General features: G+C 74.4%; 27 protein-coding genes and 4 tRNA genes. 20 read left to right on the top strand and 11 right to left on the bottom strand.

Annotation, left to right across the window (positions count from 1 at the left end; all coding sequences use genetic code 11):
* The 4 genes from IEZ00_RS15535 to IEZ00_RS15520 form a co-directional block, all read left to right on the top strand.
* The coding region (locus IEZ00_RS15535; RefSeq protein ID WP_189223976.1) for an FtsX-like permease family protein at positions 1–1,704 on the top strand (1,704 nt) is incomplete at its 5' end.
* A 91-nt stretch (positions 1,705–1,795) separates the two neighbouring features.
* Complete coding sequence (locus tag IEZ00_RS15530) at positions 1,796–2,335, top strand: RNA polymerase sigma factor (RefSeq protein ID WP_189223975.1); 540 nt, start codon at positions 1,796–1,798, stop codon at positions 2,333–2,335.
* Positions 2,332–2,754: a hypothetical protein gene (locus IEZ00_RS15525; RefSeq protein WP_189223974.1), complete on the top strand. Its 423-nt coding sequence runs from the start codon at positions 2,332–2,334 to the stop codon at positions 2,752–2,754. The genes IEZ00_RS15530 and IEZ00_RS15525 overlap by 4 nt, the downstream gene beginning before the upstream one ends.
* Positions 2,751–4,901, top strand: coding sequence for a CHAT domain-containing protein (locus tag IEZ00_RS15520; RefSeq protein ID WP_189223973.1), 2,151 nt, complete (start codon positions 2,751–2,753; stop codon positions 4,899–4,901). The genes IEZ00_RS15525 and IEZ00_RS15520 overlap by 4 nt, the downstream gene beginning before the upstream one ends.
* Here the strand turns inward: IEZ00_RS15520 and IEZ00_RS15515 are convergent.
* Positions 4,879–5,973 carry a S8 family peptidase gene (locus IEZ00_RS15515; RefSeq protein WP_229795750.1) on the bottom strand — a complete coding sequence of 365 codons (1,095 nt, stop codon included), beginning with the start codon at positions 5,971–5,973 and terminating at the stop codon, positions 4,879–4,881. The genes IEZ00_RS15520 and IEZ00_RS15515 overlap by 23 nt on opposite strands.
* A 247-nt stretch (positions 5,974–6,220) precedes the next feature.
* On the opposite strand from IEZ00_RS15515, the gene IEZ00_RS15510 reads away from it, so the two are divergent.
* Positions 6,221–7,108: a hypothetical protein gene (locus IEZ00_RS15510; protein ID WP_189223972.1), complete on the top strand. Its 888-nt coding sequence runs from the start codon at positions 6,221–6,223 to the stop codon at positions 7,106–7,108.
* A 353-nt stretch (positions 7,109–7,461) separates the two neighbouring features.
* Here IEZ00_RS15510 and yczR read toward each other — a convergent pair whose 3' ends face one another.
* Positions 7,462–8,922: a MocR-like transcription factor YczR gene (gene yczR / locus IEZ00_RS15505; protein ID WP_189223971.1), complete on the bottom strand. Its 1,461-nt coding sequence runs from the start codon at positions 8,920–8,922 to the stop codon at positions 7,462–7,464.
* A 61-nt stretch (positions 8,923–8,983) separates the two neighbouring features.
* Between yczR and yczE the strand changes: the two genes are divergently transcribed.
* Positions 8,984–9,613, top strand: a complete 630-nt coding sequence (gene yczE, locus IEZ00_RS15500; protein ID WP_189223970.1) for a membrane protein YczE — start codon at positions 8,984–8,986, stop codon at positions 9,611–9,613.
* Here the strand turns inward: yczE and IEZ00_RS15495 are convergent.
* The 6 genes from IEZ00_RS15495 to IEZ00_RS15470 form a co-directional block, all read right to left on the bottom strand.
* Complete coding sequence (locus IEZ00_RS15495) at positions 9,582–10,109, bottom strand: Clp protease N-terminal domain-containing protein (protein WP_189223969.1); 528 nt, start codon at positions 10,107–10,109, stop codon at positions 9,582–9,584. The two genes, yczE and IEZ00_RS15495, sit on opposite strands and share 32 nt — an antisense overlap.
* Positions 10,106–10,318 (bottom strand): helix-turn-helix domain-containing protein, encoded by a 213-nt coding sequence (locus tag IEZ00_RS15490; RefSeq protein ID WP_189223968.1) that lies wholly within the window; start codon positions 10,316–10,318, stop codon positions 10,106–10,108. The genes IEZ00_RS15495 and IEZ00_RS15490 overlap by 4 nt, the downstream gene beginning before the upstream one ends.
* Before the next feature lie 233 nt (positions 10,319–10,551).
* A tRNA-Phe gene (locus IEZ00_RS15485) sits at positions 10,552–10,628 on the bottom strand.
* 33 nt (positions 10,629–10,661) lie between these two features.
* Positions 10,662–10,735 (bottom strand) — tRNA-Asp (locus IEZ00_RS15480).
* 21 nt (positions 10,736–10,756) lie between these two features.
* Positions 10,757–10,829: transfer RNA gene (locus tag IEZ00_RS15475), tRNA-Glu, on the bottom strand.
* Positions 10,830–11,068: 239 nt separating this feature from the next.
* Positions 11,069–11,314, bottom strand: coding sequence for a hypothetical protein (locus IEZ00_RS15470; RefSeq protein WP_189223967.1), 246 nt, complete (start codon positions 11,312–11,314; stop codon positions 11,069–11,071).
* A gap of 165 nt (positions 11,315–11,479) precedes the next feature.
* On the opposite strand from IEZ00_RS15470, the gene IEZ00_RS15465 reads away from it, so the two are divergent.
* The 3 genes from IEZ00_RS15465 to IEZ00_RS15455 all read left to right on the top strand — a co-directional run bounded on the left by IEZ00_RS15465 (position 11,480) and on the right by IEZ00_RS15455 (position 12,683).
* Positions 11,480–11,731: a hypothetical protein gene (locus tag IEZ00_RS15465; protein WP_189223966.1), complete on the top strand. Its 252-nt coding sequence runs from the start codon at positions 11,480–11,482 to the stop codon at positions 11,729–11,731.
* A gap of 55 nt (positions 11,732–11,786) precedes the next feature.
* Positions 11,787–11,993, top strand: a complete 207-nt coding sequence (locus IEZ00_RS15460) for a heavy-metal-associated domain-containing protein (RefSeq protein ID WP_189223965.1) — start codon at positions 11,787–11,789, stop codon at positions 11,991–11,993.
* A gap of 378 nt (positions 11,994–12,371) precedes the next feature.
* A complete protein-coding gene (locus IEZ00_RS15455; RefSeq protein ID WP_189223964.1) occupies positions 12,372–12,683 on the top strand; it encodes a hypothetical protein in 312 nt (103 codons plus the stop codon).
* A gap of 64 nt (positions 12,684–12,747) precedes the next feature.
* Here the strand turns inward: IEZ00_RS15455 and IEZ00_RS15450 are convergent, their stop codons facing one another.
* Together IEZ00_RS15450 and IEZ00_RS15445 are read right to left on the bottom strand one after the other, a co-directional pair.
* Positions 12,748–12,951: a cold-shock protein gene (locus tag IEZ00_RS15450; RefSeq protein ID WP_189223963.1), complete on the bottom strand. Its 204-nt coding sequence runs from the start codon at positions 12,949–12,951 to the stop codon at positions 12,748–12,750.
* 202 nt (positions 12,952–13,153) lie between these two features.
* On the bottom strand, positions 13,154–13,981 hold the full coding sequence (locus IEZ00_RS15445) for a glutamate ABC transporter substrate-binding protein (RefSeq protein WP_189223962.1): 828 nt from the start codon (positions 13,979–13,981) through the stop codon (positions 13,154–13,156).
* A gap of 210 nt (positions 13,982–14,191) precedes the next feature.
* Between IEZ00_RS15445 and IEZ00_RS15440 the strand changes: the two genes are divergently transcribed.
* A complete protein-coding gene (locus tag IEZ00_RS15440; RefSeq protein WP_189223961.1) occupies positions 14,192–14,602 on the top strand; it encodes a PPOX class F420-dependent oxidoreductase in 411 nt (136 codons plus the stop codon).
* A 79-nt stretch (positions 14,603–14,681) separates the two neighbouring features.
* Positions 14,682–15,227, top strand: a complete 546-nt coding sequence (locus tag IEZ00_RS15435; protein ID WP_189223960.1) for a hypothetical protein — start codon at positions 14,682–14,684, stop codon at positions 15,225–15,227.
* 21 nt (positions 15,228–15,248) lie between these two features.
* Here the strand turns inward: IEZ00_RS15435 and IEZ00_RS15430 are convergent, their stop codons facing one another.
* The gene (locus IEZ00_RS15430) at positions 15,249–15,818 is read right to left on the bottom strand and encodes a TetR/AcrR family transcriptional regulator (RefSeq protein WP_189223959.1); all 570 of its coding nucleotides are present in this window, start codon (positions 15,816–15,818) and stop codon (positions 15,249–15,251) included.
* 90 nt (positions 15,819–15,908) lie between these two features.
* On the opposite strand from IEZ00_RS15430, the gene IEZ00_RS15425 reads away from it, so the two are divergent.
* From IEZ00_RS15425 to IEZ00_RS15385, 9 genes are all read left to right on the top strand, one after another.
* On the top strand, positions 15,909–16,748 hold the full coding sequence (locus tag IEZ00_RS15425) for an SDR family oxidoreductase (protein WP_189223958.1): 840 nt from the start codon (positions 15,909–15,911) through the stop codon (positions 16,746–16,748).
* Positions 16,749–16,844: 96 nt separating this feature from the next.
* The gene (locus IEZ00_RS15420) at positions 16,845–17,213 is read left to right on the top strand and encodes an SDR family NAD(P)-dependent oxidoreductase (protein WP_189223957.1); all 369 of its coding nucleotides are present in this window, start codon (positions 16,845–16,847) and stop codon (positions 17,211–17,213) included.
* Between the two features lie 133 nt (positions 17,214–17,346).
* A tRNA-Lys gene (locus tag IEZ00_RS15415) sits at positions 17,347–17,422 on the top strand.
* 100 nt (positions 17,423–17,522) lie between these two features.
* Positions 17,523–18,002, top strand: coding sequence for a superoxide dismutase (locus tag IEZ00_RS15410; protein WP_189223956.1), 480 nt, complete (start codon positions 17,523–17,525; stop codon positions 18,000–18,002).
* A gap of 33 nt (positions 18,003–18,035) precedes the next feature.
* Positions 18,036–18,509 carry a GNAT family N-acetyltransferase gene (locus IEZ00_RS15405; RefSeq protein ID WP_189223955.1) on the top strand — a complete coding sequence of 158 codons (474 nt, stop codon included), beginning with the start codon at positions 18,036–18,038 and terminating at the stop codon, positions 18,507–18,509.
* A gap of 107 nt (positions 18,510–18,616) precedes the next feature.
* A complete protein-coding gene (gene dusB / locus IEZ00_RS15400; RefSeq protein ID WP_229795744.1) occupies positions 18,617–19,753 on the top strand; it encodes a tRNA dihydrouridine synthase DusB in 1,137 nt (378 codons plus the stop codon).
* Entirely contained in the window at positions 19,746–20,207 is a 462-nt protein-coding gene (locus IEZ00_RS15395; protein WP_229795743.1) for a hypothetical protein, read from the top strand. Before dusB ends, IEZ00_RS15395 begins: the two co-directional genes overlap by 8 nt.
* 160 nt (positions 20,208–20,367) lie before the next feature.
* Entirely contained in the window at positions 20,368–21,225 is an 858-nt protein-coding gene (locus IEZ00_RS15390; protein ID WP_189223954.1) for a GGDEF domain-containing protein, read from the top strand.
* Between the two features lie 210 nt (positions 21,226–21,435).
* Entirely contained in the window at positions 21,436–24,522 is a 3,087-nt protein-coding gene (locus tag IEZ00_RS15385; RefSeq protein WP_189223953.1) for an LCP family protein, read from the top strand.
* Positions 24,523–24,592 lie beyond the last annotated feature (70 nt).

Below are 24,592 nucleotides of genomic sequence, written 5' to 3'. Positions count from 1 at the left end.
GGCGAGTACTACCGGCAGCAGTGGCCCCTGGTCTACGGGCTGCTCGTGGTGGCCGCGATCGTGGCGCTGCTGGTGCCGCTGGCGATCTTCGTGATGGTGGCGACCCGGCTCGGCGCGACCGGCCGGGAGCAGCGGCTGGCGGCGATCCGGCTGGCGGGCGGCAGCCGCGCGCAGGTGCACCGGATCGCCAGCGGGGAGACGCTGGCCGGGGCGCTGCTCGGGCTGCTGGTGGGCGTGGCGCTGTACTTCGCGGCCCGGCCGCTGGCCCGCTTCATCGAGGTGGAGGGGGTCGGCTTCTTCCCCACCGACCTGCTGCCCGACCCGCTGCTGGGCGTGCTGATCGCGGTGGGCGTGCCGGTGGTGGCGGTCGGCTCGGCGCTGCTGGGGCTGCGCGCGGTGGACATCGGCCCGCTGGGCCTGAGCCGTCGCACCGAGGTGCCCGCGCGCCGGGGCTGGTGGCGGTTCGCGCTGGTCGGCGCGGGCGCGCTGGTGCTCGTGTCGATCTCGCTGACCAGCGACTTCTGGAGCGTGATGACCGATCCCGTCGTGACGCTGGCGCTGGGCGCGGGCATCGGGCTGGTGCTGGTGGGCACCGGCGCGGTGCTGCCGTGGCTGGTCGGCCGGGTCTCGCGCGGGCAGGTGGAGGGCATCGCGCCGATGCTGGCGCTGCGCGGCCTGCGCCACGACCGGAACACCCCGCGCGTGCTGGCGGGCGTGGTGGTCGTGCTGACCGGTTCGCTGACCCTGCAGGTGCTGCTGTCCGCGGCGGCGGACTTCACCGCGGACAGCTTCGGCGCGGGCACCGCCGACGAGGGCACCGGCCGCTGGACGCTGGCGCTGTCCGAGCCGACCCCGTTGCGCGAGCTGGAGGAGGCCATCGCCCTGGTGGGCGGGGTGCGCCGGATCAGCGAGGTGCGCTGGGGCGCCACCACGGGCGGGAAGCCGCACGGGGTGGTCAGCACCGACTGCGCCGAGCTGGCGCACATGCTGGGCGTGCGGGACTGCGCGCCGGGCCGGGCCTACTGGGTGCACGACGGGCGCGACGCGCCGCGGCCGGGCACCCGGACGGTCCTGGCGGGCCGGGACTGGACCATCCCCGACTACCAGGTGCTCATCGACACCCCCTCCGACTCCCGGCTGCCCGCGGGGCTCCTGGTGGCGGGCGGCGCGGACCCCGTGCTGAGCGCGCTGCGCCCCTACCAGCTGGTGGTCGAGGGCGACCCGGACGCGGCGTTCGCCGATCGGCTGCTGGCCGCCACCGGCCGCGTCGACCGGGCCGTGCGGCTGTCGACGGGGCAGAGCGCGCAGGTGGAGCTGTTCACCTCGCTGCGCAGCGGCGTGATCGGCGCGTCGGTGCTGCTGACCCTGCTGGCCGTGGTCGGGCTGGCCGCCGCGGCGGTGGACCAGGTGTGGGAGCGCCGCCGCCCGGTCGCGGTGCTGGCCGCCAACGGCGTGCCGAGGCGGACGCTGGCGGCGGCCGCGGCGTGGCAGGCGGCGGTGCCGACCGCGCTGGGCCTGGCCCTGGCCACCCCGCTGGGTCTGGGCACCGCGTGGCTGCTGGTGCCCTCCGAGCGGTTCCGGGTGGACTGGAGCGAGGTGGTGGTGACCGTCGGGACGGCCGCGGTGGTGGTGCTGGCGGTGTCGCTGTGCACGCTGCCCGCGCTGCGCTCGGCGATCCGCCCGAGCGCCCTGCGCACCGAGTGAGGCGGGCCCTCCGCTCCCCTGACCGGTCCTCCCGGCCGCACGATCGTGTGACCTGGGGAGCCGGACCGGCCCGCTGCCCCTCCCAGCCGTCATGCGAGATCAACTCAACGCGGAGCTGCTGGCCATGGCGCGGGCGGGCGACGCGGGCGCGTGGCGGCGGATCGTGCGCGGGTACGAGCGGCTGGTGTGGGGCGTGGCGCGGGCGCACCGGCTGGCCCCGGAGGACGCCTCGGACGTCTGCCAGGCGACCTGGCTGGCGCTGGCGCAGCACCTGTTCCGCATCCGCGAACCGGAGAAGCTCAGCGCCTGGCTGGTGATCACGGCCCGTCACGAGTCCGTGCGGGTGCTGGCCCTGCGCGGCAGGCAGGAGCCGGTGGACCTGTGGGGGCCGCCGGACCCCACGCCGGAGGACGTGGCGCTGGACAACGACCGCGCGCGGGCGCTGTGGGCCGCGTACTCCTCGCTGACCGACCGGTGCAGGCAGGTGCTGCGCCTGGTGGCGCACGCCCCGGAGCTGTCCTACGCCGAGGTGTCCTCGGCGCTGGGCGTGCCCACCGGCAGCCTCGGCCCCCTGCGCAGCCGCTGCCTGGCCACCCTGCGCCGCCGCCTGGTGCCGGAGCTGGTCGGATGACCCGCGACCTGCTGGCCGACCTGGCCGACCTGCTCAACCGGGTCGACCCCGTGCCCGCGCCGCTGGCCGACGCCGCGGCGGCGGCGCTGGCGCAGCGGCTGGACCCGGCCGTGCCGCTGCCGCTGATCGCCGACTCCGCGCTGGAGGACCCCGAGGGCGTGCGCGGCGTCGGCGGCGCGCGGACGCTGCGGTTCGCCGACCTCGACCTGCGCCTGGAACCGCGCGGGCGGCGGGCCGTGCACGTCGTCGGGCGGGCGCGGGAGGCGGCCGACGCGGTGGTGCGCTGGCCGGGCGGGGGCGCGTGGGCGGCCGCCGAGCGGGGGTGGTTCCAGTTCGAGGGGGTGCCGTGCGGGCCGGTGGCGTTCGTGCTGCGCGGGCCGGGGCGGGCGGACCGGGGCACCGGGTGGTTCGTCGCGTGAGCCACGACGACTGCCTGGCGCTGGTCGAGTCCGGCCAGCTGGCGCGGGCCCAGCGGGTGGCCGAGGAGGGGCTGCGCGCGGCGAGCCGGGACGCGGACGGGGACAGGGCCGGTTTCCGGCTCACCCTGGCCTGGATCGCGCTGGACCGGGGCGACCCGGCGGCGTGCGCGCGGCACCTGGACGCGGTGGCGGCCGAGGCCGGGGCGACGGTGCGGCACCTGGCTCGGGCGCGCTGCCTGCGCGGGCTGCTGCTGTGCCAGCAGGCCGACCCCCGGCTGGCGGTCAAGGCGCTGACCGCGGCGGTGCGGCGGCTGCGGGGCGACCACCGCTGGCAGGCCAACGCCCTGATCGGGCGCGGGATCGCGCGGTGCTACGCGGTGCGCCCGGCCGAGGCGGACGCCGACTTCGCCGCCGCGCGGGCGCTGCTGCTGTCCATCGGCGAGCCGGAGCGGGCGGCGATGGCGCTGCACAACCGGGGCTTCGCGGCGGTGCTCGCGGGCGACCACCCGGCCGCGCTGCGGCACTACGAGCGGGCCGCGCGGGAGGGGCTGCGCGTGGCGAGCAAGCCGGAAGCGCTGGTGGACCGGGCGCAGGCGCTGCTCGCGGCCGGTCTGGTGGCCGAGGCGCGCGAGGTGCTGCGGCCCGCCGTGGCGCTGCTGGACCGGTGCGACCGGGGTTCGCGGCTGCCCGAGGCGCTGCTGCTCGCCGGGCGCTGCGCGCTGCGCGACGACGACCCGGCGGCGGCCCGCGACCTGGCGGCGCGGGCGGCGACGATGTTCCGCGCGCAGGGGCGGGCGGCCTGGGTGCCCGCCGCGACGGCGGTGGCGCTGCGGGCCGGTGCCCAGGCCGTCGAGACCGCTGTCGAGATCGCCGCGGCGTGCGACGCCCACGGCCACCACGAGGACGCCGCCGAGCTGCGGCTGGCCACCGGGGCCCTGGTCGAGGCCGCCGCGCGCAGGCACCGGGGCACCGCCCGCGCGCGGGCGCTCGGCTGGCTGGCCCGCGCCCGGCTGGCGGGCGACCGCCGGGCGGCGGTCGCCGCGTGCCGCGCCGGGCTGGCCCTCCAGCCACCGGACCAGCACCCCGGCCCCGAGCTGGTCGCCATCGCCCTGGACCACGCGCTGGCGGCCGGTGACGCCATGGCGGTGGTCCGCTGGGCCGAGCACCGCCGCGCCGACCCGCCCGCACCGGTCCCCGCCACCGCCCGCCCCTCCGCCGAGCTGCGCCTGGCCCGCGCCCGCGACGACCACGACGGGATCGTCCGGCTGGAGCGGGAGATCCGCAGGCTGTCGCTGGCGGCGGGCACCGACCGGCGGCACCGCGCGTTCCCCGACCCGGCGGCGCTGGGCGAGCGGGCCCTGCTCCACTTCACCAGCCACCGGGGCCGCCTGGTCGCGGTGTCGGTCGTGGCGGGCCGGGTCCGCCTGCGCGACGCGGGCGACGCGCGCCGGTTCGACCACCACGTCCGGTCACTGGCCCTGGGCCGCAACGCGACCGCGATCCGCGAGCTGGACGGCCTCACCGCACCGGCTGGCGACCGCCCGCTGGTCGTCGTGCCCAGCCCCGAGCTGGAGCGCCTGCCGTGGGCGGCGCTGCCCTCGTGCCGGGGCCGCGCCGTCTCCGTCGCCCCCTCTGCGGCGTGCTGGCTGCGCGCGGCGCGCACACCGCTGGCGCTCGACCGCCGCCTGTGGGTCGCGGGGCCGGGCCTGCGGCACGCGGTCGCCGAGGTCCGCGCGCTGCGGCGGCGGCACGGCGGCACCCGGCGCTCCACCGTGGAGTCCACACTGGACGCGCTGGCCCGCGCCGACGTCGCGCACATCGCCGCGCACGGCGAGTTCCGCGCGGGCAGTCCGCTGTTCTCCCACCTGCGCCTGGCCGACGGCCCGCTGCACGGCCACGACCTGGACCGCCTGGAGCGGGCTCCGGCGGTGGTGGTGCTGTCGGCGTGCCACTCCGGACTGGCCCCGCTGCTGCTGCGGCGCGGCGCGCGGGCCGTGATCGCCTGCGTCCGCGACGTGCCCGACGCCCGAGCGCCCGCGCTGATGGCCACCCTGCACGCCGCGCTGGGCACCGGCCCGGCCCAGGCGCTCGCCGACGCCCAGGCCGAGCACGGCGATCTCGGGTTCAGCTGCTTCGGCGCGGGCTGAACCGCCGCACCGCCGCCGCGCGGGCCCGCTCGGCGGGTTCCCCGGCGTGGCGGAGGCGGGCCACCTCGGCGGCCACCCTCGGCGCGGCGAACGACGTGCCGCTCCACCGCGCGAACCCGTACTCGCGCGCCGCCGAGCCGGGGACGAGCCGGACGAAGCTGCTCACCACGTCCACCCCCGGCGCCACCGCGTCCACCCAGTCCCCCCGGTTGCTGAACGGCGCGTCCGCGCCCACCGCCACCACCTGGGGCAGTGCCGCGGGCCACGTCGGCCGCTCGCTCGCGCCGTTGCCCGCCGCGGCGACCACCACCGACCCGGCCAGCCGCGCCACCGCGTGCCGCAGCACCGGCGGGCAGGTGTCGTCGGCGGTCCGGCAGCCCGAGCTCAGCACCACCACGTCGGCCCCGCGCACCGACCTCAATCCACGCGCGACGGTGACGTCGTCGGACAGGCCGAGCGAGGACAGCACCCGGCGGTGCCGCACGCGCACCCCCGGCGCGTGCCGGACCAGCACGCCGGTGACGAACGTGCCGTGCCCGGCCTGGCGGTCCTGGCCGGGGCGGCCGTCGGCGTCCAGCACCTCCGGCGGGTGGCCGCCCTCGGCGAACCACGCCCGGTGGGCGAACCACGGGTGCGGGTCCAGCCCGGTGTCCAGCACCGCGGCGGTGACCGCCCAGGTCTCGTCCGACGGCGGCGCGGGCGGGGCGGCCGAGGCGGGCAGCGGGTGCGCCGTGCCGATCATGATCGGGCTGCCCACGTGCACGTGGTTCGGGGCGATGCCCAGGCCCACCTCGCGCGCGATGCGCACCGGCTGGTCCCGCTCGGCGGGGCGGAGCCGGACGCGGGTGAACCCGGAGGCCGCGGGTTCGGCCAGCCGGTCCACCCACCGGCGCAGCCGGTCGACCGCCTCCGGGAGTCCATCCGGAGGTATCAGTACCTCACCTGAACGGACCAAGCACTCCGTCGGTCCGCCGGGGTCGTGCACCAGCAGGTCGGGCCGTTCCCGGCGCCAGCGGTCCACCAGCTCGACGACCGGTTCCAGGCCCGCACCCTGCGCTAGTCCAATGTCCACAGCGGACAGGGTGCCGGGTTCGCGCTCCGTCCACAGCGGACGTCCCAGGTAGTCACCTGATGCGGTGACCACGACGGACGGTGTTCGAGTTCCCCGCCCGCGCCCCGGACAGCCGCAACAGACCGCCCTTCCGAGTGGGTTAGGGCTCGCGGCGTTCGCAAAAGCGGTGACCAGTGCTAGACATAGCACCACGTCGCCCCTCCGAACGGTCCGCCCGTTCGCCGCAGTCCCGAACGGTGGTGATCCCGTGGCCATCAGCAACGCCGTGCGCCGCACCGGGTCGCTGCTGCTGCGGGCCGCGGCCGTGGGCGGGCTCGCGGGCGCCGCGTGGCTGCTCGGGCCGGGGGTCGCGGCAGCGGTCTCGGACGACCCGGCGGACGAGGTGCGGGCGGCGCTGGACGCCGTGCGGCAGGCGGCGCACCAGGAGCAGGCGGCGCACCAGGACGAGCTGATCGCCGCGCTGCTCGACCAGCGGCTGTCCGGTCCGCCGCGGCTGGCGGTGCTGGAGGTCGTGCCCACCGAGCAGGTGGTGCCGGTCGAGCGGCCCGCCGACCCCGCCGACCCCGTCGAGCCGGAGTGGGAACCCGTCGCGGCGGGCTTCCACTCGGTCGGCCTCCACTCGGGGAACCTCCAGGTGTCCGGCCGCACCGGCGCGGTGTCCAACACCGTGCCCCCGGAGGTGTACCAGGCCAAGGTGGCCGCGCGGGCGGAGGCCGCGCTGGCGCTGGCGCCGCCGGTGCCCGAGGCGACCGCCCCCGTTCCGCCGCCTCCGCCCGCGCACGCCCCGCCCGCCGTCCCGGTGCGCACCGCATCCGCCGAACCCGCCCCGGCGGCCTCCGTGGCCCCGGCCGTCCCGGCCGCGCCGGAGACACCTGCGACACCTGATCTGACTTGGGAGAACCCGGAGCCCGGCGCTCCTTCTCCGGCCTCGCAGCACGCCCCGGCCGCGCCCAGCGCGCCCATCGCCTCGTCGAGCACGCACGACAGCTCGAACGGCCACCGCGGCGGCGGCGCCGTCGCCCTGCTGACCGCCCAGTCCGCCCTCCAGCCCGCCACCGCGTGGTCGGTCGAGCGGCGCGACGACTGGCGGTCTCCCGGCAGCGTTCCCGGCCTGCCGAGCACCTCACCCGACTGAGCGACCCGACCGGGTGCCGCGGCACCCGTGTGCCCCGAGGACACCCCTGCGCGCACCTCCGGCACACCTCCGGGCACACCGCGGCAGTCGTCTCGCGGTAGCACCCACCCGCAGTACCGGCACGACCTCGCACTCCCGTCCTGCCGACCGCGCCCCGGCAGGAACGGGGCAGGTCCCGTCGCCACGCTGCCCCCGTGGCGCTGGGACCACGCCGAAGCCTGCGGCGGAACGCCCTCCCTGGAGCGTTCCGCCGCAGGTCTCCGGTCCGCGCGCCGCCGGACCCCGGCCCATCGAGGGGCTGCGCCGGGGTCCGGCGGCAGCGACCACACGACCAGGGGCCACACGACCAGGGGTCACGCGACCGGGACGTCCACCTCCGCGTCGCCCTCCACGCCCGTGCCGGACACGGTCGCGGCGACCAGCCCGAGCCTGCGCACCGCGTCCCGCAGCACTTCGGCGGGCAGCACGTACGGCAGCCGCAGCCAGCGCTCGAAGCCCCCGTGCGCGCCGAACCGCGAGCCGGGCACCAGCCGGATGCCGTGGTTCTGCGCCACCACCGCGACCCGCGTGCTCACCGGCGCGTCCAGCTCGCACCACACGCTCAGCCCGCCCGACGGCCTGCGGAAGCGCCACCGGGGGCAGTGCTCCCGCAGGCCCGCCATCAGCACGTCGCGCTGGTCGGCCAGCTGCGCGCGGCGCGCGGCCAGCGCGGGCTCCGGGTCGGCCAGCAGCTCGGCCAGCACCATCTGGTCGAGCACCGCGGAGCCCAGGTCCAGCGCGGTGCGGCCCGCCACCAGCCGGTGCACCACCTCCGGCGTGGCGCGGATCCAGCCGATCCGCAGGCCGCCCCAGTGCGACTTGCTCGCCGAGCCCAGGGTGATCACCAGGTCCTCGCCGAACGAGGCGACCGGCGGCGGGCCGTCCAGCGGGTCGCCGTCGAGGTCCAGCTCCACCACGGTCTCGTCGACCACCAGCGGGGTGCGGGCGCGCCGAGCCAGTTCCACCAGCTCGGCGCGTTCGGCCGCGCCCATGCGGTGCGCGGTGGGGTTGTGGAAGTCGACCACCAGGTACGCCATCCTCGGCGCGGCCTGGCGCAGCGCGGCGGCGATGCCGGGCAGGTCCCAGCCGGTCTCGGTCATCGCCACCGGCACCGGGATCGCCGACACGGCCTTGATCGCGTCCAGCGCGTTGGGGTAGCTGGGCTGCTCCACCAGCACCCGGTCGCCCGGCCCGGTCAGCAGCCGCAGCACCAGCGCCAGCGCGTGCTGCGCGCCGCTGGTGACCAGGATCTGCTCCGGCGAGGTGGGCAGGCCGCGCGCCTCGTACCGGGCGGCGATGCGCTGCCGCAGGTCGGGCAGGCCGTGCTCGTAGTAGCCGTGGTCGGCCAGCCGCTCGGGCATCCGCAGCCGCACCGCGTCGAACGCGGCGAGCGTGCTGGGGATCGCGGGCGGGGCGGCGCGGGCGAAGTCGACCATGCTGTGCCCGACCAGCGGGGTGTCCGGCGCGATCCCGAGGTGGCCGGTGGGCAGGCTGACCCAGGTGCCCGCGCCGCGCCTGCTGGCCACCAGGCCCTCGGCGCGCAACTGGTCCAGCGCGGCGGTGATCATCGTCCGGCTGACCGGCAGCGCGTCGGCCATCTCCCGCTCGGCGGGCAGCCGGGTGCCCGCCGGGAGCCTGCCGTCCAGGATCAGCATCCGGATGGCCGCGGCGAGGTCGGCCGAGCCCTGGCGGGCGCCGCGCCGCCGCCACTCGCCGAGCAGCCGGGCGAGCCGGAACCCGGAAATACGTCCACTTGCTGGGAAACCTAGCTCCACAAGGCCAATTATTGAGTATTGGTCATGGATAAGGAAGCCAAAGGTCGCTCAAGATGGCCAAGTGCTTGCCGCTCTCACGCCGGCCCCGGTCACCATCGCACCTACACGTCGGATCATCCAACTTCTGGTGGGCCTGTGGCTCTACGGCGCGAGCATGGCGCTGCAGATCCGCGCCGCGCTGGGCCTGAACCCGTGGGACGTGCTGCACGAGGGACTGGCCGAGCGCACCGGGCTGAGCTTCGGCACGGTGACCGCGCTGGTCGGCGTGCTGGTGCTGCTGTGCTGGCTGCCGCTGCGCCAGCGCCCAGGGGTGGGCACGGTGAGCAACGTGCTGGTCATCGGCGTCGCGGTGGACGTGACGCTGGCCCTGCTGCCCGCGCCCACCGGGTTGGCGGTGCGCGTGCTGTTGCTGGCCGGGGGCGTCGTGCTCAACGGCCTGGCCGCCGCCGTCTACATCGGCGCCCGGCTCGGCCCCGGCCCGCGCGACGGCCTGACGACCGGCTTCTGCGCGCGGACCGGGACCTCGCTGCGCCTGGTGCGCACCGCGGTGGAGGTGATCGTGCTGGCCGCGGGCTGGCTGCTGGGCGGCACCGTCGGCGTCGGCACGGTCCTCTACGCGCTGGCCATCGGGCCGCTCACCCAGGCGTTCCTGCCCCCGGTCACCTGGGTGCGGCCACGACCCGCCGCCTGACCTCGGTGTAGTCCACGCCGAGCCCGGCCAGCACCTCGGCCACCAGTCCCCGCCCGGACAGCAGCGCCAGCACCAGGTGCTCCCGGTCGAGGGTGCGGTGGCCGAGGTCCTTGGCCTCCACCAGGCAGCGGGCCAGCGCCTGCTTGGCCGCCGCGTCGAAGGGCAGGCCGAACAGCGCCCGCCCGCGCCGGGGGCGTCGCGCCAGCGCGCCCTCCCCCAGCGCCGCCTCGACCGAGTCGACGACCTGGTCCACGTCGATGCCCAGGCCGCGCAGCGCCTCGGTGTCGGCGTCGCTGAGCCCGCCCTTGCGCCGGGCCCGCTCGAAGGCCGCCTCGACCTCCGCGCGCGCCAGCCCGAACTCCGCCAGCACCGGTGTGTCCAGCACCGCCAGCAGCAGGTCCTCCGGCTCGATCCGGTCCGCGTCCCGGCGTTCCGCCTCGCGGACCGCCTCCCGCACCGCCTGCCGCGCCTGCCTGGTGAACCGCTCCGCGATCATCGGCTTCCCCCGTGCTTCTTGTGCACCGCCTGCCTGCTCACACCCAGTTCGGCGGCGATCTCCTGCCACGACCACCCACGCGCGCGGGCGTTGCGGACCTGCACCGCTTCGAGCTGTTCGAGCAGCCTGCGCAGCGCGCTGACCGCCCGGAGCCCGACGCGGGGGTCCTGGTCGCCCGCCGCGACCGCCAGTTCCGTTGCCTCCGCCATGACGTCAACTTTGGTTGACAACAGCCCTCGTGTCAACCCAGGTTGACACGATTCCACCCATCGGGCTGCTTCACCCCTCCGGCGAGTGGCCTGCCGGGCGGATCAAGGAATTCGGGCGCGGCGATTGGCGGGAAGTGGCGCACATCACGTGGAAAGGTGGGGACCTGGATTGGTGGCGAACCCGGAAATGGCGAAAGCCCCACCGCCGGAGGCGAGTGGGGCTTTCCACGTGCTGGTGGCCAGGGGCGGGGTCGAACCGCCGACCTACCGCTTTTCAGGCGGTCGCTCGTACCAACTGAGCTACCTGGCCAGGTAGCGGCCCGGCCTCAGCCGAACAGCCTTGCGACCCAGACGGGACTTGAACCCGCGACCTTCGCCGTGACAGGGCGACGCGCTAACCAACTGCGCCACTGGGCCTTGCTCTCTTACAGTACTACGTGCCCCCAACGGGATTCGAACCCGCGCTACCGCCTTGAAAGGGCGGGGTCCTAGGCCGCTAGACGATGGGGACCTCGTTCCTCCAGCAGCCCGTGTGGGCCACCTTCTTCCCAGGCCCTCCAACCGCTGTCCGGTGGAAGCATCGTAAGCATATGACACGTCCCCCCGATACTCCAAAACGGGGGGGTCAAAACTTTCTGACCTGCAATTTCTCCACCCCCGGACGGCCGTCGCCCCCACCGGGCTGGTGGCGAGCGGCCCACCCCGGACGCACCTCGGGGGCGCGTCCGGGGTGGGCCGCCACTGGCGCGCCTACCGCTGGACGGGCGGGACCCCGCCGTCCTCGCCCGGCACCAGGCCGAGCATGTCGAGCAGCAGCCGGCAGTCCTCGGCGCTGGTGGCGCCGCGCGCCACGGACAGCCGAGCCCGGTGGACCTGCTCGTCGGAGATGCGCGAGGGCTCCCCGGTTCGTTGCGCGGGCACGCCTCCGCTGCCCGGCCTGGACACGATGTCGTCCTGGTTCCACAGGAACTGGCGAACTTCTAGGGACCCGCTCATGACGCCTCCCCGACTTGAGGTTGGCGCGAGATTAAGTGAGCCCTGCGAAGTACCGCAGCCCCCCGGAGAGTGATTCGAAGCCGACGGAGTGTCACTTTCCGTGCAGGTACCCCGGTGTCAAGTGGGGCGTGATGTGCTTGTGGCGAACAGGAAGGACGCGCACCCATGACGCAGCCCCAACCCGACCCCACCCCTGGGCAGACGCCTGAGCAGCCCCTTGGGCAGACCCCGCCCGCCGCGGGCGCGGAACCGCCCCCGGCCCCGTCGATGGCCGCCTTCGAGGCCGACCTCGACGCGCTGATGAACGAGAAGATGGGCGAACTCGACGGGATGCTCGCGGGCCTGGAGCAGCTCGTCGACCGGCTGGAGGGCGAGATCAGCCAACTGGAGGACCTGCCCGATGAGCCGCCCGCGTAACCCTTACCCCCCACGGGTATCCTCGGACTGACCAGTCACGAGGAAACGAGGGCACATGGCAGTCACCACCTACACCGTCACCGGCATGACCTGCGGCCACTGCGTCAGCTCGGTCACCGAGGAGCTGACCGCCCTGGAGGGCGTCACCGGCGTGGACGTGCGGCTGGAGACCGGGGCGGTCACCGTGACCAGCACCCGCGAGCTGGGCCTGGACGAGGTCAAGGCGGCGGTCACCGAGGCGGGTTACGAACTGGCGGGCTGACCTCGCGCCCGCGTCGGGGAAATGTTTTCCCGACACGGGCGCGCACCGTGGCGGATTTGCCGCCGCGACCCCGCGAAATGCCGAAAGCCGTGCTCACGGGGCACGCCGAGGCCCGGTCCGACGCCGCCCGGACGACCCGCGACCTGCGGTGGCGCGCCCCCGCGCCACCGCGGGTCCAAGATTTCCCCTCAACCCACTCCCGCCGCCCTGCCGCGCGTGCAAGAATCCGATTTGCTGACACACCCCCGGTCAGCGCCTGTGGAGATCCCCTCCAGGCCCCCGCGTTCCTCCCCCTGGCGCGGGGGCCTCTCCATGCACACACCTGTGACCAGCGCCACACTTTGCGGTCTTCCGCAATCCAACCGTTATCGTGGCGCGGTGCCTCTAGGTCCCCTTGGACGCTCGAAGTCCGGCCGTCACCGGCCCCCCGCTCGCGAACAGGAAGAACTGGTTCCCGACGAGGAGCTGCAGTCCTACCTGGCGGCGCTGGCCCCCGAGACGGCCGACCCGGAGACGACGGGTTCGGGCAGCAGCTTCGGCAACGCGCAGGTCTACCAGCTCCGCCTGCAGCTCATGGCCAACGAGCAGCTCAAGGAGCTGGCCGCGGAGCGGCAGACCTCCCCCCAGGCGCTGGCCACCGAGTGGGTCATGCAGCGGCTGGAGTGGGAAGCCCGCCAGCGCGGCTACTAGTCCCCCGCACGCGAGCAGGCCCCCGACCGCGGTGAGCGGTCGGGGGCCTGCGCCACGCCTTGGATCAGACCGCGCGCACGTTCTGGGCCTGCGGCCCCTTGGTGCCCTGCCCGATCTCGAACTCGACCTTCTGGTTCTCCTCCAGGGTGCGGAAGCCGGAACCCTGGATCTCCGAGTAGTGCACGAAGACGTCAGGCCCCCCGTTGGCCTGGGCGATGAAGCCGAAGCCCTTCTCGGAGTTGAACCACTTCACAGTGCCCTCTGCCATCTGCCTGCCTCCATCGCAGGAAAGCTTGGGGCTGCACCGTGCAGCCCCGGCCGTCCCGGGGCGTTTCCCCCACCGGTGGGGCGGGAGACAGCACGCCCGCGTGTCGTTCCGCGAGCGTGAGACACGAACACAGAAACCACGGCCTGCGTGGCCGAGCGTATCGGTTGATCACAGCGAGCACTACCGCTGACGGGCGGTCGGCTTACTTCTCCGTGATCTCGGGCGGCTCCGGCAGCTCGACCTCGGCCTCGCCGAGGTTGCGCTCCAGCGCGCCGCGCCACGCGCCGCTGTCGACCATCTTCTCGATGGCCTGGTTGATCTTGGCCCGCCCGGCCTGGTCGTCCTTGGCCAGGCCGATGCCGTAGCGCTCGGTGGTGAACTTCTGCCCCACCAGCTTGAGCAGCTCGGGGTTCTCCGCGACGTACCCGGCCAGGATCGCCTGGTCGGTGGTGACCGCGTCGACGTTGCCCGCCAGCAGCGCCACCACGCAGTCGGAGTACTGGCCGTACTCCACCAGCGTCACGTCCCGCGCGAACTGGTCCTTGACCTTCTGCGCCGAGGTCGACGCGGTGACCGAGCACAGCCGCTTGCCGTTGAGCGTCTCCGGGCCCTTGATCGCCTCCTCGGTGAAGCGGACCAGCAGGCCCTGCCCGGTCTCGAAGTACGGACCGGCGAAGGCGATCTGCTCCTTGCGCTTGTCGGTGATGGAGTAGGTGGCCACGACGAAGTCGACCGCGCCGGTGGTGATCAGCCTCTCCCGGTCGGCGGAGCGGGCCTCCACCCAGGTGATGCCGTTCTCGGGCACGCCGAGCTCGCCCGCGACGTACTTGGCCACGTCGACGTCGAACCCGACGTACTTGCCGTCGAGCCTGCGCTGCGCCATGCCGGGCTGGTCGAACCGGATGCCGATGGTCAGCTTCCCGTCCTGGGCCCGGCCCTCCAGGGTGTTCTCGTCCGCCCCGCCGCAGGCGGTGGTGAGCACCAGGGCGGCGACCGCGGCGGTCGCGGGCAGCAGTCGTCGGAACAGCATCAGCTGCGCACCTCTCGATGGTGGGTGTCGTGGTGCGGATCTGCGCACCGAGCGCCAACATGCTAAGCAGCGAAAAAGGACCTACTTGCACGGTCAAGCGTGGGATGCGTCGCAATTCCGGCCCGGCGCGGCGGAGGTGGGCGCCCACGTAACCGCGTGGTCACGATCGCGCACCGAGCCGTTCACCGGCCCCGCCGGGATGATGGGCCGATGGACCTGGATCACGCGCGCGACGTCATCAGGAAGCAGCACCGGGCGGTGCTGGCCACCATGCGGTCGGACGGCACGCCCCAGATGTCACCGGTGCTCGCCGCCCTCGACGACGGGGGCAGGATCGTGATCAGCACTCGGGAAACCGCTTACAAGGTGCGGCAGGTGCGCAACGACCCGCGCGTCTGGCTGTGCGTGCTGCCCGACCAGTTCTTCGGCCGGTGGATACAGGTCGACGGGATCGCGGAGGTGGTGTCGCTCCCGGCGGCGATGGACGGGCTGATCTCCTACTACCGCGCCATTTCCGGCGAGCACCGGGACTGGGCCGACTACCGGGCGTCGATGGTCGCCGAGCGGCGCGTCCTGCTGCGCGTGGAACCGCACCGGGCGGGCCCCGACCGCAGCGGCTGACCGGGTCGCGCGGTAACGCCCCCGGTTCGTCGAACGATTCCAGGTGACACTTGGGGATGCGGCGGAGCAGGTGCGCGAGATGAGCAGTGGCAGACATGCCCTGGTGGTGGGCTCGGTAGCGGCACTGGCGGCGAGCGCACTGCTGGTCGTGCTGGTCAACGGCGGCCAACCGCGGCCGGTGGACGTGCGGCGGGTGGACACCGGTCCGACCGGGCCGGACGTGCTGAGCGCCACGTTGGCCACCAGCGTCCAGGCCGTCCGCTCCACCGAGGTGGCGCCACCACCGCTCCCCCCGTCATTCCCCGCGCCGCTGCCCGCCCAGCCGCCCGCGGTCACCACGCCGCCGCACCCGGTCGCCGTGACCACCACCACGACGGCGCCGCCGCCCACCACGACCACCGCCCCGCCGTCCTCCGAGGTCCAGCAGGCGCCGCCGGAAGGGTCGGACGGGTGCGACCACGCTTACGTCACCAACACCGGGTGCGTCCCGTGGGAGTTCCCCCGGCACGTGTGGTGGACCTGCCTGTGGTTGCGGGAGCAGGGCATCACGCGCGTCGAGGTGCCCGGCCGCGACCGGCACCACCTCGACACCAACCGCGACGGCGTGGGCTGCGCCCCGCGCTAGCCGCCCCGGCGGGCGGCGCGCTCAGAGCGGTCGGACGAGCGCGGCCACGGCGGCGAGCACCGCGGCCCGGTGCTCGGGGGCAGGCTCCCGACCGGCCGCCCCCGGCAGCGCCTTCAGCGACCAGGAGGCGGTGTCCCAGCTGATCACCAGCGCGATCACCATGGCCATCAGCTCCACCGCCGGGATGTCGGCGCGGACCCGGCCCGCCCGCTGGGCGGCCTCGACGGCGGCGATGTTGCGCCGGTACTCCGCCGCCTCGGCCTCGACCGGCCGCTGCCGCTCCAGCCCCGCCCACAGGTACAGCCGGGTGATGTGCGGCCGCTGCCGCAGCCGGTCGTACAGCGCGCCCGCGTAGGCGGGCAGGTCGCCCGCGTCGATCGCGACCGCCTCCGCCAGCTCGGTCATGCTCTCCGCCACGACCCTGTCGAACAGCTCTTCCTTGGTCCCGAAGTGCATGTAGATCGACCGCTTGTTGGCCGCGGCGGTCTCGGCGATGCGGTCGACGCGCGCGCCCGCCAGGCCGTGGGTGGCGAACTCCTCGACCGCCGCCCTGAGCAGTCGCCGCTTGGTCTCGGTGGCGTCAGGTGGCATGGGGTCACCGTACATAACCATCCAGATGTTTACAGAGGCGGCGCGTTCGTGTACGAATGTATCTAGTTAGTTACCTACAGGGGAGCGCACATGACCCGCACCTGGTTCATCACCGGCACGTCCTCCGGCTTCGGCCGCGAGCTCACCGAGCAGCTGCTGCGCCGCGGCGACCGCGTCGCCGCCACCGCGCGCCGCCCGCACACCCTCGACGACCTCGCCGCCCGCCACGGCGACCAGCTCTGGCGCGCCGCCCTGGACATCACCGACACCACCGCGCTGCGCGAGGTCGTCGACCGCGCCTTCGCCGAACTCGGCCGGATCGACGTCGTGGTCTCCAACGCGGGCTACGGGCTGTTCGGCGCGGCCGAGGAGCTCACCGACGAGCAGATCGACCGCCAGATCGCGACCAACCTCACCGCCTCCATCCAGCTCGCCCGCGCCGCCACCCCGCACCTGCGCCGCCAGGGCGGCGGGCGGTTCGTCCAGATCGCCAGCGTCGGCGGCCAGATCGCCTTCCCCGCGATGAGCCTCTACCACGCCACCAAGTGGGGGATCGAGGGCTTCTGGGAGTCCGCCGCCGCCGAGCTCGCGCCGTTCGGCATCGACGTGACCATCGTCGAGCCCGGCGTGTCCCGCACCAACTTCGGCGCGGGCGGCTCGGTGCTCGGCCCGCCGCTGCCCGAGTACGCCGACGGCCCCTCGGGGCAGCTGCGCCGCATGGCCGCCGGGGAACTGCCCCCGCTGCCCGCGCCCGGCGACCCAGCCAAGATCGCCGCCGCCATCATCGCCCGCGCCGACCAGGCGGGCGGACCGCTGCGCCTGACGCTGGGCTCCGACGCCTACGCGCTGGCCACCGACGCGCTGGGGAACCGCCTGCGCGCCCTGGAGGCCCAGCGGGAGCTGGCCCACTCCACCGACGCCGACAGCTGAACCGAGCAGCGGAGCCGTGTTCGACTTCACCGGCAAGACCGTCCTCGTCACCGGCGCCCCCGGCGCGATGGTGGGCATCCGCGCCGCGGCCCCTCGATGCGCAAGGCGGGCGGTGGCGCGATCGTCGACGTCAACTCCATCGCCGGGCTCACCGCCGCGCCCGGCCTGGCCGCCTACAGCAGCAGCAAGTGGGCGCTGCGCGGCCTGACCCGCACGGCCGCCAAGGAACTGGCCCCCGACGGCATCCGCGTCAACGCCGTGCACCCCGGCATCATCGACACGCCACCGGCCTACGGCCCCGATGGCCGGGAACTGGTCCCGGTCGACGACTTCGCCATCCCCCGCATGGCCTCCCCGGACGAGATCGCCGACTTCATCCTGTTCGCCGCCTCCGAGCGGGCGCGCTTCGCTACCGGCACCGAGATCGTCGCCGACGGCGGCTTCGGGCTCGGTCCCATGTCCTGACCGCGCACCGGCTCGGACCATCCACAGTGGACTCGCGTTCGACGGCGCGGGCCGGGCACGTGACCGCGACCACATCCACCCGCCGACCACCGCTCCCCCACGGCGGTCCGCCGCCTCGGTAAGCTGTGGCCGAGGGCTGCTAGCTCAATTGGCAGAGCAGGAGACTTTTAATCTTCGGGTTCAGGGTTCGAGTCCCTGGCGGCCCACCAAAGCCCCTTCCGCCGGAACGGACGCGTTCGGCGCGGTGCCACCCCACCGGAACGGGTGGCACCGCTGGTGAGCGGCCCCGCCGCCCACTAGGGAGGAACCATGCACCTGTTGATGGCGTTCGCGCTCGCCGCCTCGTTCGCGCCCGCTCCCGGCGAGCTGATCAGCTACGACGAGCGGGTCCCCGCGGGCGCGCGGGCGACCGTCATGGTCCTGCCGGTCGCGGGCCGCACGGCGGTGGCGCTGCGCGTGACCGGCCTGCTGCCGCACCGCGACTACGGCACGCACGCGCACGTCAACCCGTGCGGCCCCAAGCCCGAGGACGCGGGCCCGCACTACCAGAACGTCCCCGATCCGGTGAGCCCTTCCACAGATCCCTCGTTCGCGAACCCGCGCAACGAGATCTGGCTCGACTTCACCACGGACGGTCGCGGTCGCGGCATCGCTCACACGGTCGTGCCGTGGCAGTTCACCGATCGGCGGGCGAACTCGATCGTCCTGCACGCGGAGCGCACCCACACCGAGCCCGGTCACGCGGGCACGGCGGGCGCCCGGCTGGGCTGCCTGACGGTCCGCTTCTGAGAACTGTCGCACCCCTCGGGCAGGGTGTCCGCCATGACCGCGAAGATCGAACTCCTGCCCTGGTCCGAGGGCGACGTCGACCTCCTCCGCCTGCTCAACGCGCCCGAGCTGACGGCGCAGCTGGGCGGCCCCGAGACAGCGGAGCAGGTCCTCGCCCGGCACCGGCGCTACCTGGCGCTGACCGGGGGCCGGATGTACCGGGTCAGCGTCGGGGGTGAGCAGGCGGGCTGCGTCGGGTACTGGCCGCGCAGCCGGCACGACGCGGAGGTCCACGAGGTGGGCTGGAGCGTCCTGCCCGCGTTCCAGGGCCGGGGCGTGGCCTCGGCCGCCGCCGAGGCCGTGGTGCGGCGCGCGGGCGGCAGACCGGTGCACGCCTTCCCGCGCGTCGACCACCCGGCGTCGAACGCGGTGTGCCGCAAGGCGGGCTTCACCCTGCTCGGCGAGTGCGACTTCGAGTACCCGCCGGGCAACCCCATCCGCTGCAACGACTGGGTGGTGGCCGGATGAGCCGGGTGAGCGCCCCGAGCAGCACCCGCCCCGCCTGCGCGCACGGGGTTCGGGTAGCGCCGCGCACAACGGCCTTTCACCGGGTGCGCAGCGGCTAGCCTGGGAGCGTGGCTCCTGCGATCCCCCCGCTCAAGATCGGCCCGTACGCGGTCGACCCGCCGGTCGTGCTCGCGCCCATGGCGGGCATCACGAACGTGGCGTTCCGGCAGCTGTGCCGGGAGTTCGGCAGCGCGGGCTCGCTGTACGTGTGCGAGATGATCACCGCTCGGGCGATCGTCGAGCGCGACCCCAAGACCATGCAGATGATCACCTTCGGCGAGGGTGAGCACCCGCGCTCGATGCAGCTCTACGGCGTCGACCCCGCGTCGATGGCCGAGGCGGTGCGGTTCATCGTGGGCGAGGACCGCGCCGACCACATCGACATGAACTTCGGCTGCCCCGTGCCCAAGGTGACCAGGAAGGGAGGTGGCGCGGCGCTGCCCTACAAGCGGCAGCTCTTCCGCCGGATCGTGCGCGCGGCGGTGCGCGCCGCCGAACCCGCCGGGGTGCCGGTGACGGTGAAGTTCCGCATCGGCATCGACGACGAGCACCACACCTACCTCGACGCGGGTCGCATCGCCGAGGAGGAGGGCGCGCAAGCGGTTGCGCTGCACGCGCGCACGGCCTCCCAGCGGTACTCGGGCCAGGCGGACTGGTCGGCCATCGCACGGCTGAAGGAAGCCGTGACGAGCGTCCCGGTGCTGGGCAACGGCGACATCTTCAGCGCCGCCGACGCGCTGCGCATGGTCGCCGAGACCGGCTGCGACGGCGTGGTGGTCGGGCGCGGCTGCCTGGGACGGCCGTGGCTGTTCGGGGAGCTGCAGGCGGCGTTCCGGGGCGAGCCGGTCCCGGCCGGGCCGGACCTGGGCGTGGTCGCCGAGGTGCTGCGGCGGCACGGCGTGCTGCTCGCGGCGTTCCTCGGTGAGGACAAGGGCATCCGCGACCTGCGCAAGCACATGGCGTGGTACCTGAAGGGCTTCCCGGTGGGGGCGGAGCTGCGCCGGTCGCTGGCGATGGTGAGCACCGTGGCGGAGCTGGAGGACCTGATCGGCCAGCTGGACCCGACCGCGCCCTACCCGCAGGACGCCGAGGGGCCGCGCGGGCGGCAGGGCTCGCCCGCGAAGGTCGTGCTGCCGGAGGGCTGGCTGGACGACCCGGAGGACGCCATGGTCCCCGACACCGAAGAGATGCACTCGGGTGGGTGACAGAGGCCGCTTGCGGGGCGCGTTGCTGACCGTCTGCGCGCTGCTGCTGGCCGGGTGCGGCTCGGCCGTGCCGGGCGCGGCCCGCCCGCTGCGGGTCACCGACGTCGAGCGCCAACTGGTCGAGGGCTACTTCACCGACCTCAACGAGGCGGGCGGGCAGGGCATGGCCGAGCAGCGCGAGCTGCTGCGCGACACCCAGCACCCGGACTTCCGGGAGGACGAGTGCGAGCTGCCCAGCGGCACGCTCAGGGTCCAGCCGACCATGTCCACGCTGCGGTTGGACGCGGACTGGACACCACCGGGGGAGGACGAGCACCCACGCGGGGTGGTCCTGGTGGTCGCGGTGACCGTCACCCTGCTGCAGGACGGCGCTGAGCTGGGCAGTCAGATCGGTTCCCAGCACGTCGTGCTGCTCAACGGCAAGGCGTACGGCTTCGCGCCCTGCGCGGGCTGAGCAACCGGCGATCACGCTCCGCCAACTCGATCATCGAACGTCACCGTTTCGGGGCAGTGCACAGTCAGCCAGTCGAGGGAAATCAACCTGTGACGCGTCCCGCCGGCTCAAGCGCCGACTCATGAGGGACGACACCTTGGCAAGTAGGGAGGTGAGCACGATGACCGCATTGCGACCAGAGGTCGCCGAATCCGACCGCGCCCGCCAGCCCGACGGGGCGCCATCGGCGTCCGGGGGCACGGACCTGGTGCAGCTGCACGAGTCCATCGCCGCGCTGCTCGCCTCCCGAGGCCAGTGGCGCCAGGCGTACCAGCACCTGCGGTCCGCGTTCGACCTGGTCTGCGCCGACCAGGAGGAGGAGCCGCAGATCCCCGAGCAGCTGCGCCGCGAGGTCGACCGGCTGCGCCGCGAGCACGCCGAGGCGCGCGAGCAGAGCCTGCGGGACAGCCTCACCGACAGCTACAACCGCCGCTACCTCGACCAGCGGCTGGTGGCCATGGTCAGCGAGCGCGGCGCCACCCGCGGCGGGCTGGCCATCGCGCTGATCGACCTGGACTGGTTCAAGCAGGTCAACGACACCTTCGGGCACCTGCTGGGCGACCGCGTGCTCCAGCGCGTGGTCGAACTGCTGCAGGAAGACCTGCCCGAGGGCGGGTTCTGCGCCCGCTACGGCGGCGAGGAGTTCGTCCTCGTGCTGCCCGACGTCGACCCGGCGAGCGCGGTGGAGATCACCGAAGCGGCGAGGATGCGTGTCGAGCGTCACGCCTGGGCTTCGCTCGCGCCGGGGTTGCGGGTGACCGTCAGCATCGGCCTGGCCTACGAGCCGCCCGCCGGGGACGCGGTGTCGCGGCCCCCGGTGGCGCCGGAGCAGCAGTTGTTGCGGGCAGACAGCCTGCTCTACACCGCGAAGCAGTCCGGGCGGAACGCCGTGGCGTACCGGGAGGGCGGTCGGGTGCGTCTCGCCGGTCCCGCTTCTGGGCGACGGGGAATCGCCGAATCCCGCGTCGTTGGTTACTGAGCAACAAGGACAACTCACCCATTCGGGCGTAGCCTGCTGCGCGTACTTGGCTACTGACGACCCCTGTATCACCGGCAGTGGTCGTCAGGACTGGCGCTCATCCGTAGTATCGCGTGCGCAAGTGACACGCCGTTGGTGCAACCACTGTGTCCTTGATGTCGTCAACTCGTGATGACGACCCGCTAATGACCGACGCTGAAGGGAGATCGGGTGCCCGACGAGCCCCGCCGTGGCGGCACCGGACCCCGAGGCGAGCAGACGCCGCAGGACGACCAGCCGACCGGCCGTCGCCGCAGGTCGCTGGAGACCGGTGGCGGGCTGAGCGTGTCCGACCTGGTGGAGCGGCACAGCCGCACGAACATCCCCAGGCCCGTTCCGCCCGCCCAGCCCGAGCCCGGCACCGGGCGGCGCGCCGCCCCGACCCCGCCTCCGGCCGCCGAGCCCACCGGTCGCCGCGCCGCCCCGCCCCCCGCGGCACCGCCCGCCGACCCCGGACGCAGACCCGCGCCGCCGCGCGAAGCCGGTCCGCACCCGGTTCCCGGCAGCGCGCAGCGGCCCCCCGCGCCCCCGCGACCGGACGAGACCGGCCGCCGCGCCGCGCGCCCACGCCCCACCCCGCCCGCGAGCGGTGAGCCCTACCCCCCGGAGCCCGGCCCGCGCAGGCAGGCACCGGACGCCACCGGCACCCGTCCCCGTCCGCCCGCCCCCGGTGAGCCCACGGGCCGCCGCGCCCGTCCCGAGGAACCCGCCGGGGAACCCACGGGCAGGCGCGCGCGCCCCGACAGCCCCCCGCACACGGGCCGCCCCGAGGAGACCGGCCGCCGCGCCCGCCGCGCGCTGCCGGACGAGGAGCCCCCGCGCCGCAGCGCCCCCGAGGCCACCGGCAACCGCCAGCCCAGGCCCGTCCCGCCGAGTGACGCCGCCCGCCGCCTCGCGGGTGAGCCGAGCCAGCGGCAGCCGCGCCCCGTGCCGCCGGGCGAGGACGCCGCGCGCCGCCCCCGTCGCCTGGCTCCGGGCGAGGACGGCCCCGAGCACGACCTCCCCGCCGCCGAGGGCGGTCCGCGCAGGCAGGCACCCGAGGCCACCGGCAACCGCACGCCACGCCCCATTCCCGGCGAACCCGACGGCCCCCGCAGGCTCGCCCCCGAGCCCACCGGTGCACGCCATCCGCGCCCGGTCCCCGGCGAGCCCACCGGCGCACGCACGCCACGCCCCATCCCCGGCGAGCCCGAAGGTCCGCGCAGGCTCGCGCCCGAGGCCACCGGCAACCGCACGCCACGCCCCATTCCCGGCGAACCAGACGGCCCCCGCAGGCTGGCACCCGAAGCGACCGGCGCACGCACACCACGCCCGATTCCCGGTGAGCCCGAGGGCCCCCGCAGGCTGGCACCCGAGGCCACCGGCGCACGCACACCACGCCCCGTCCCCGGCGACGCGGGCGCTCCCGAGGGCACCGGCACCCGGCAGCCGCGACCCGTGCCGCCCCCCGGTCCGCCAGCAGGCGAACCCGCCCTGGGCGCGCGGCCCGGCCCCGAACCGCGCGAGCAGATCGACCCGATGAGCCTCACCACCGAGATGGAGGCCATCAGCGAGGACGTGAAGAAGCGGCGCGAGGTGGACCACACCCTCGCCCGGTTCTCCGCCGTCCACGACGAGCTGGCCGAGCAGGAGCGGCTGCGCAAGGAGCGCAGGCAGAAGCTCATGCCGTGGAAGGCCGAGCACGACGAGGACGCCACCGAGTACGCCGCGCCCGTCGAGGACGACGACCCGGACGACCCGGACACCCCGCGCAGGCGCGGCCGCACGCCCAAGCACAGCAAGATCGTCCGCATCATCAAGGGCCTGTCGCTGTCCGCCTCGGCGATCGTGTTCATCGCCACCGGCCTCGGCTGGGGCGCGATGCTCTACGTGGACAGCAAGTTCACCGAGATCGACGCCCTGGGCGCCAACAGCCAGGCGGTGCACCAGGCCGAGAAGCAGCTCGGCGACGAGAACTTCCTCATCGTCGGCTCGGACACCCGCGCGGGCGCCAAGCCGCAGGACGGCGTCGGCGACGCGCAGAACACCCAGGGCGCGCGCTCGGACGTGCTGATGCTGGCCCACATCCCGGCCGACCGGAAGCGCGTGGTGATCGTCTCCGTGCCGCGCGACCTGCGGGTCACCCGGCCCGCGTGCGAGCAGTGGGACCCCAACACCAACACCTACACCGGCACCATGCTGGAGCCCGCAGAAGGCGTGCTGGCCAACCAGTCCTATGCGGACGGTGGCCCGAAGTGCGTCAGCAAGTTCATGACCGAGCTGACCGGGCTGACCATCAACCACTTCATCAGCGTCGACTTCAACGGCTTCAAGGGCATGGTCGACGCGGTCGGCAAGGTCGAGGTCTGCGTCCCCCACGTGATGGACGACGGCGAGCTGGGCATGATCTTCGACAAGCCGGGCAAGTACCAGCTCGACGGCCAGAAGGCGCTGGACTACGTGCGCGCCCGGTACGTCAAGACCGAGCCCAACGGTGACTTCGACCGCATCAAGCGCCAGCAGATGTTCCTGTCCGCGCTGCTGCGCGAGGCGCTGTCCAAGGAGATGCTGCTCAACCCCAGCAAGCTCAACGCCTTCCTCAACGCGTTCGCCGCGTCGACCGTCGGCCAGAACATCGGCGTCGAGGACATGCTGATGCTGGGCCAGTCCCTGCAGGGCCTGGAAGCCGGGCGGGTCAGCTTCGTCACCGTCCCGCACTACACCGACGAGGGCCCGACCCTCGACACCGGCGACAACCTGGAGATGCTGCAGGAGGAAGACGCCCGCAAGCTGTTCCAGGCCATCATCGACGGCACCCCGCTGCCCGGCGAGACCCCGGACGCCGGGTCCACCCCGCCCGCCACCGAGCAGAAGGCCGCGCCCACCAAGCAGGAGGGCAAGGTCGTCGACCCGAAGACGATCAAGATCCAGGTCATCAACGGCGACAGGGCCAACAACGCGACGCCCACCCGCACCGCGAACAACCTGAAGAACCTGGGCTTCACCGTCGTCAACGCGAGCAGGGGCTCGTCCGACAAGACCGTCATCAAGTACGCCACCGGCAACGAGGACGCGGCGGCCACCCTCAAGGCCGCGGTGCCCGGCGCCCAGCTCGAGGTCGACGAGAGCATGGGCGGCGCGGTGGCCTTCGTCATCGGCCCCGACTGGGACGAGGTGATCCAGCAGCCGCAGCAGGGCCAGCAGGGCGCCGACCCCGGCGAGAACGCCCTGCCGTCGAACCTGCCCGTCGTGAACGGCAACGCCGACCCCTGCGCCTAGCGCACGTGGTGGGATCGCCCCAGCTCCAAGGGGCCGATCCCACCACGAACTGGATGTTCCGGGTTCACCT

This window comes from Saccharothrix coeruleofusca (assembly GCF_014648515.1).
Lineage (GTDB): Bacteria > Actinomycetota > Actinomycetes > Mycobacteriales > Pseudonocardiaceae > Actinosynnema > Actinosynnema coeruleofuscum.
This window is presented reverse-complemented; position numbering and strand designations above follow the sequence as displayed.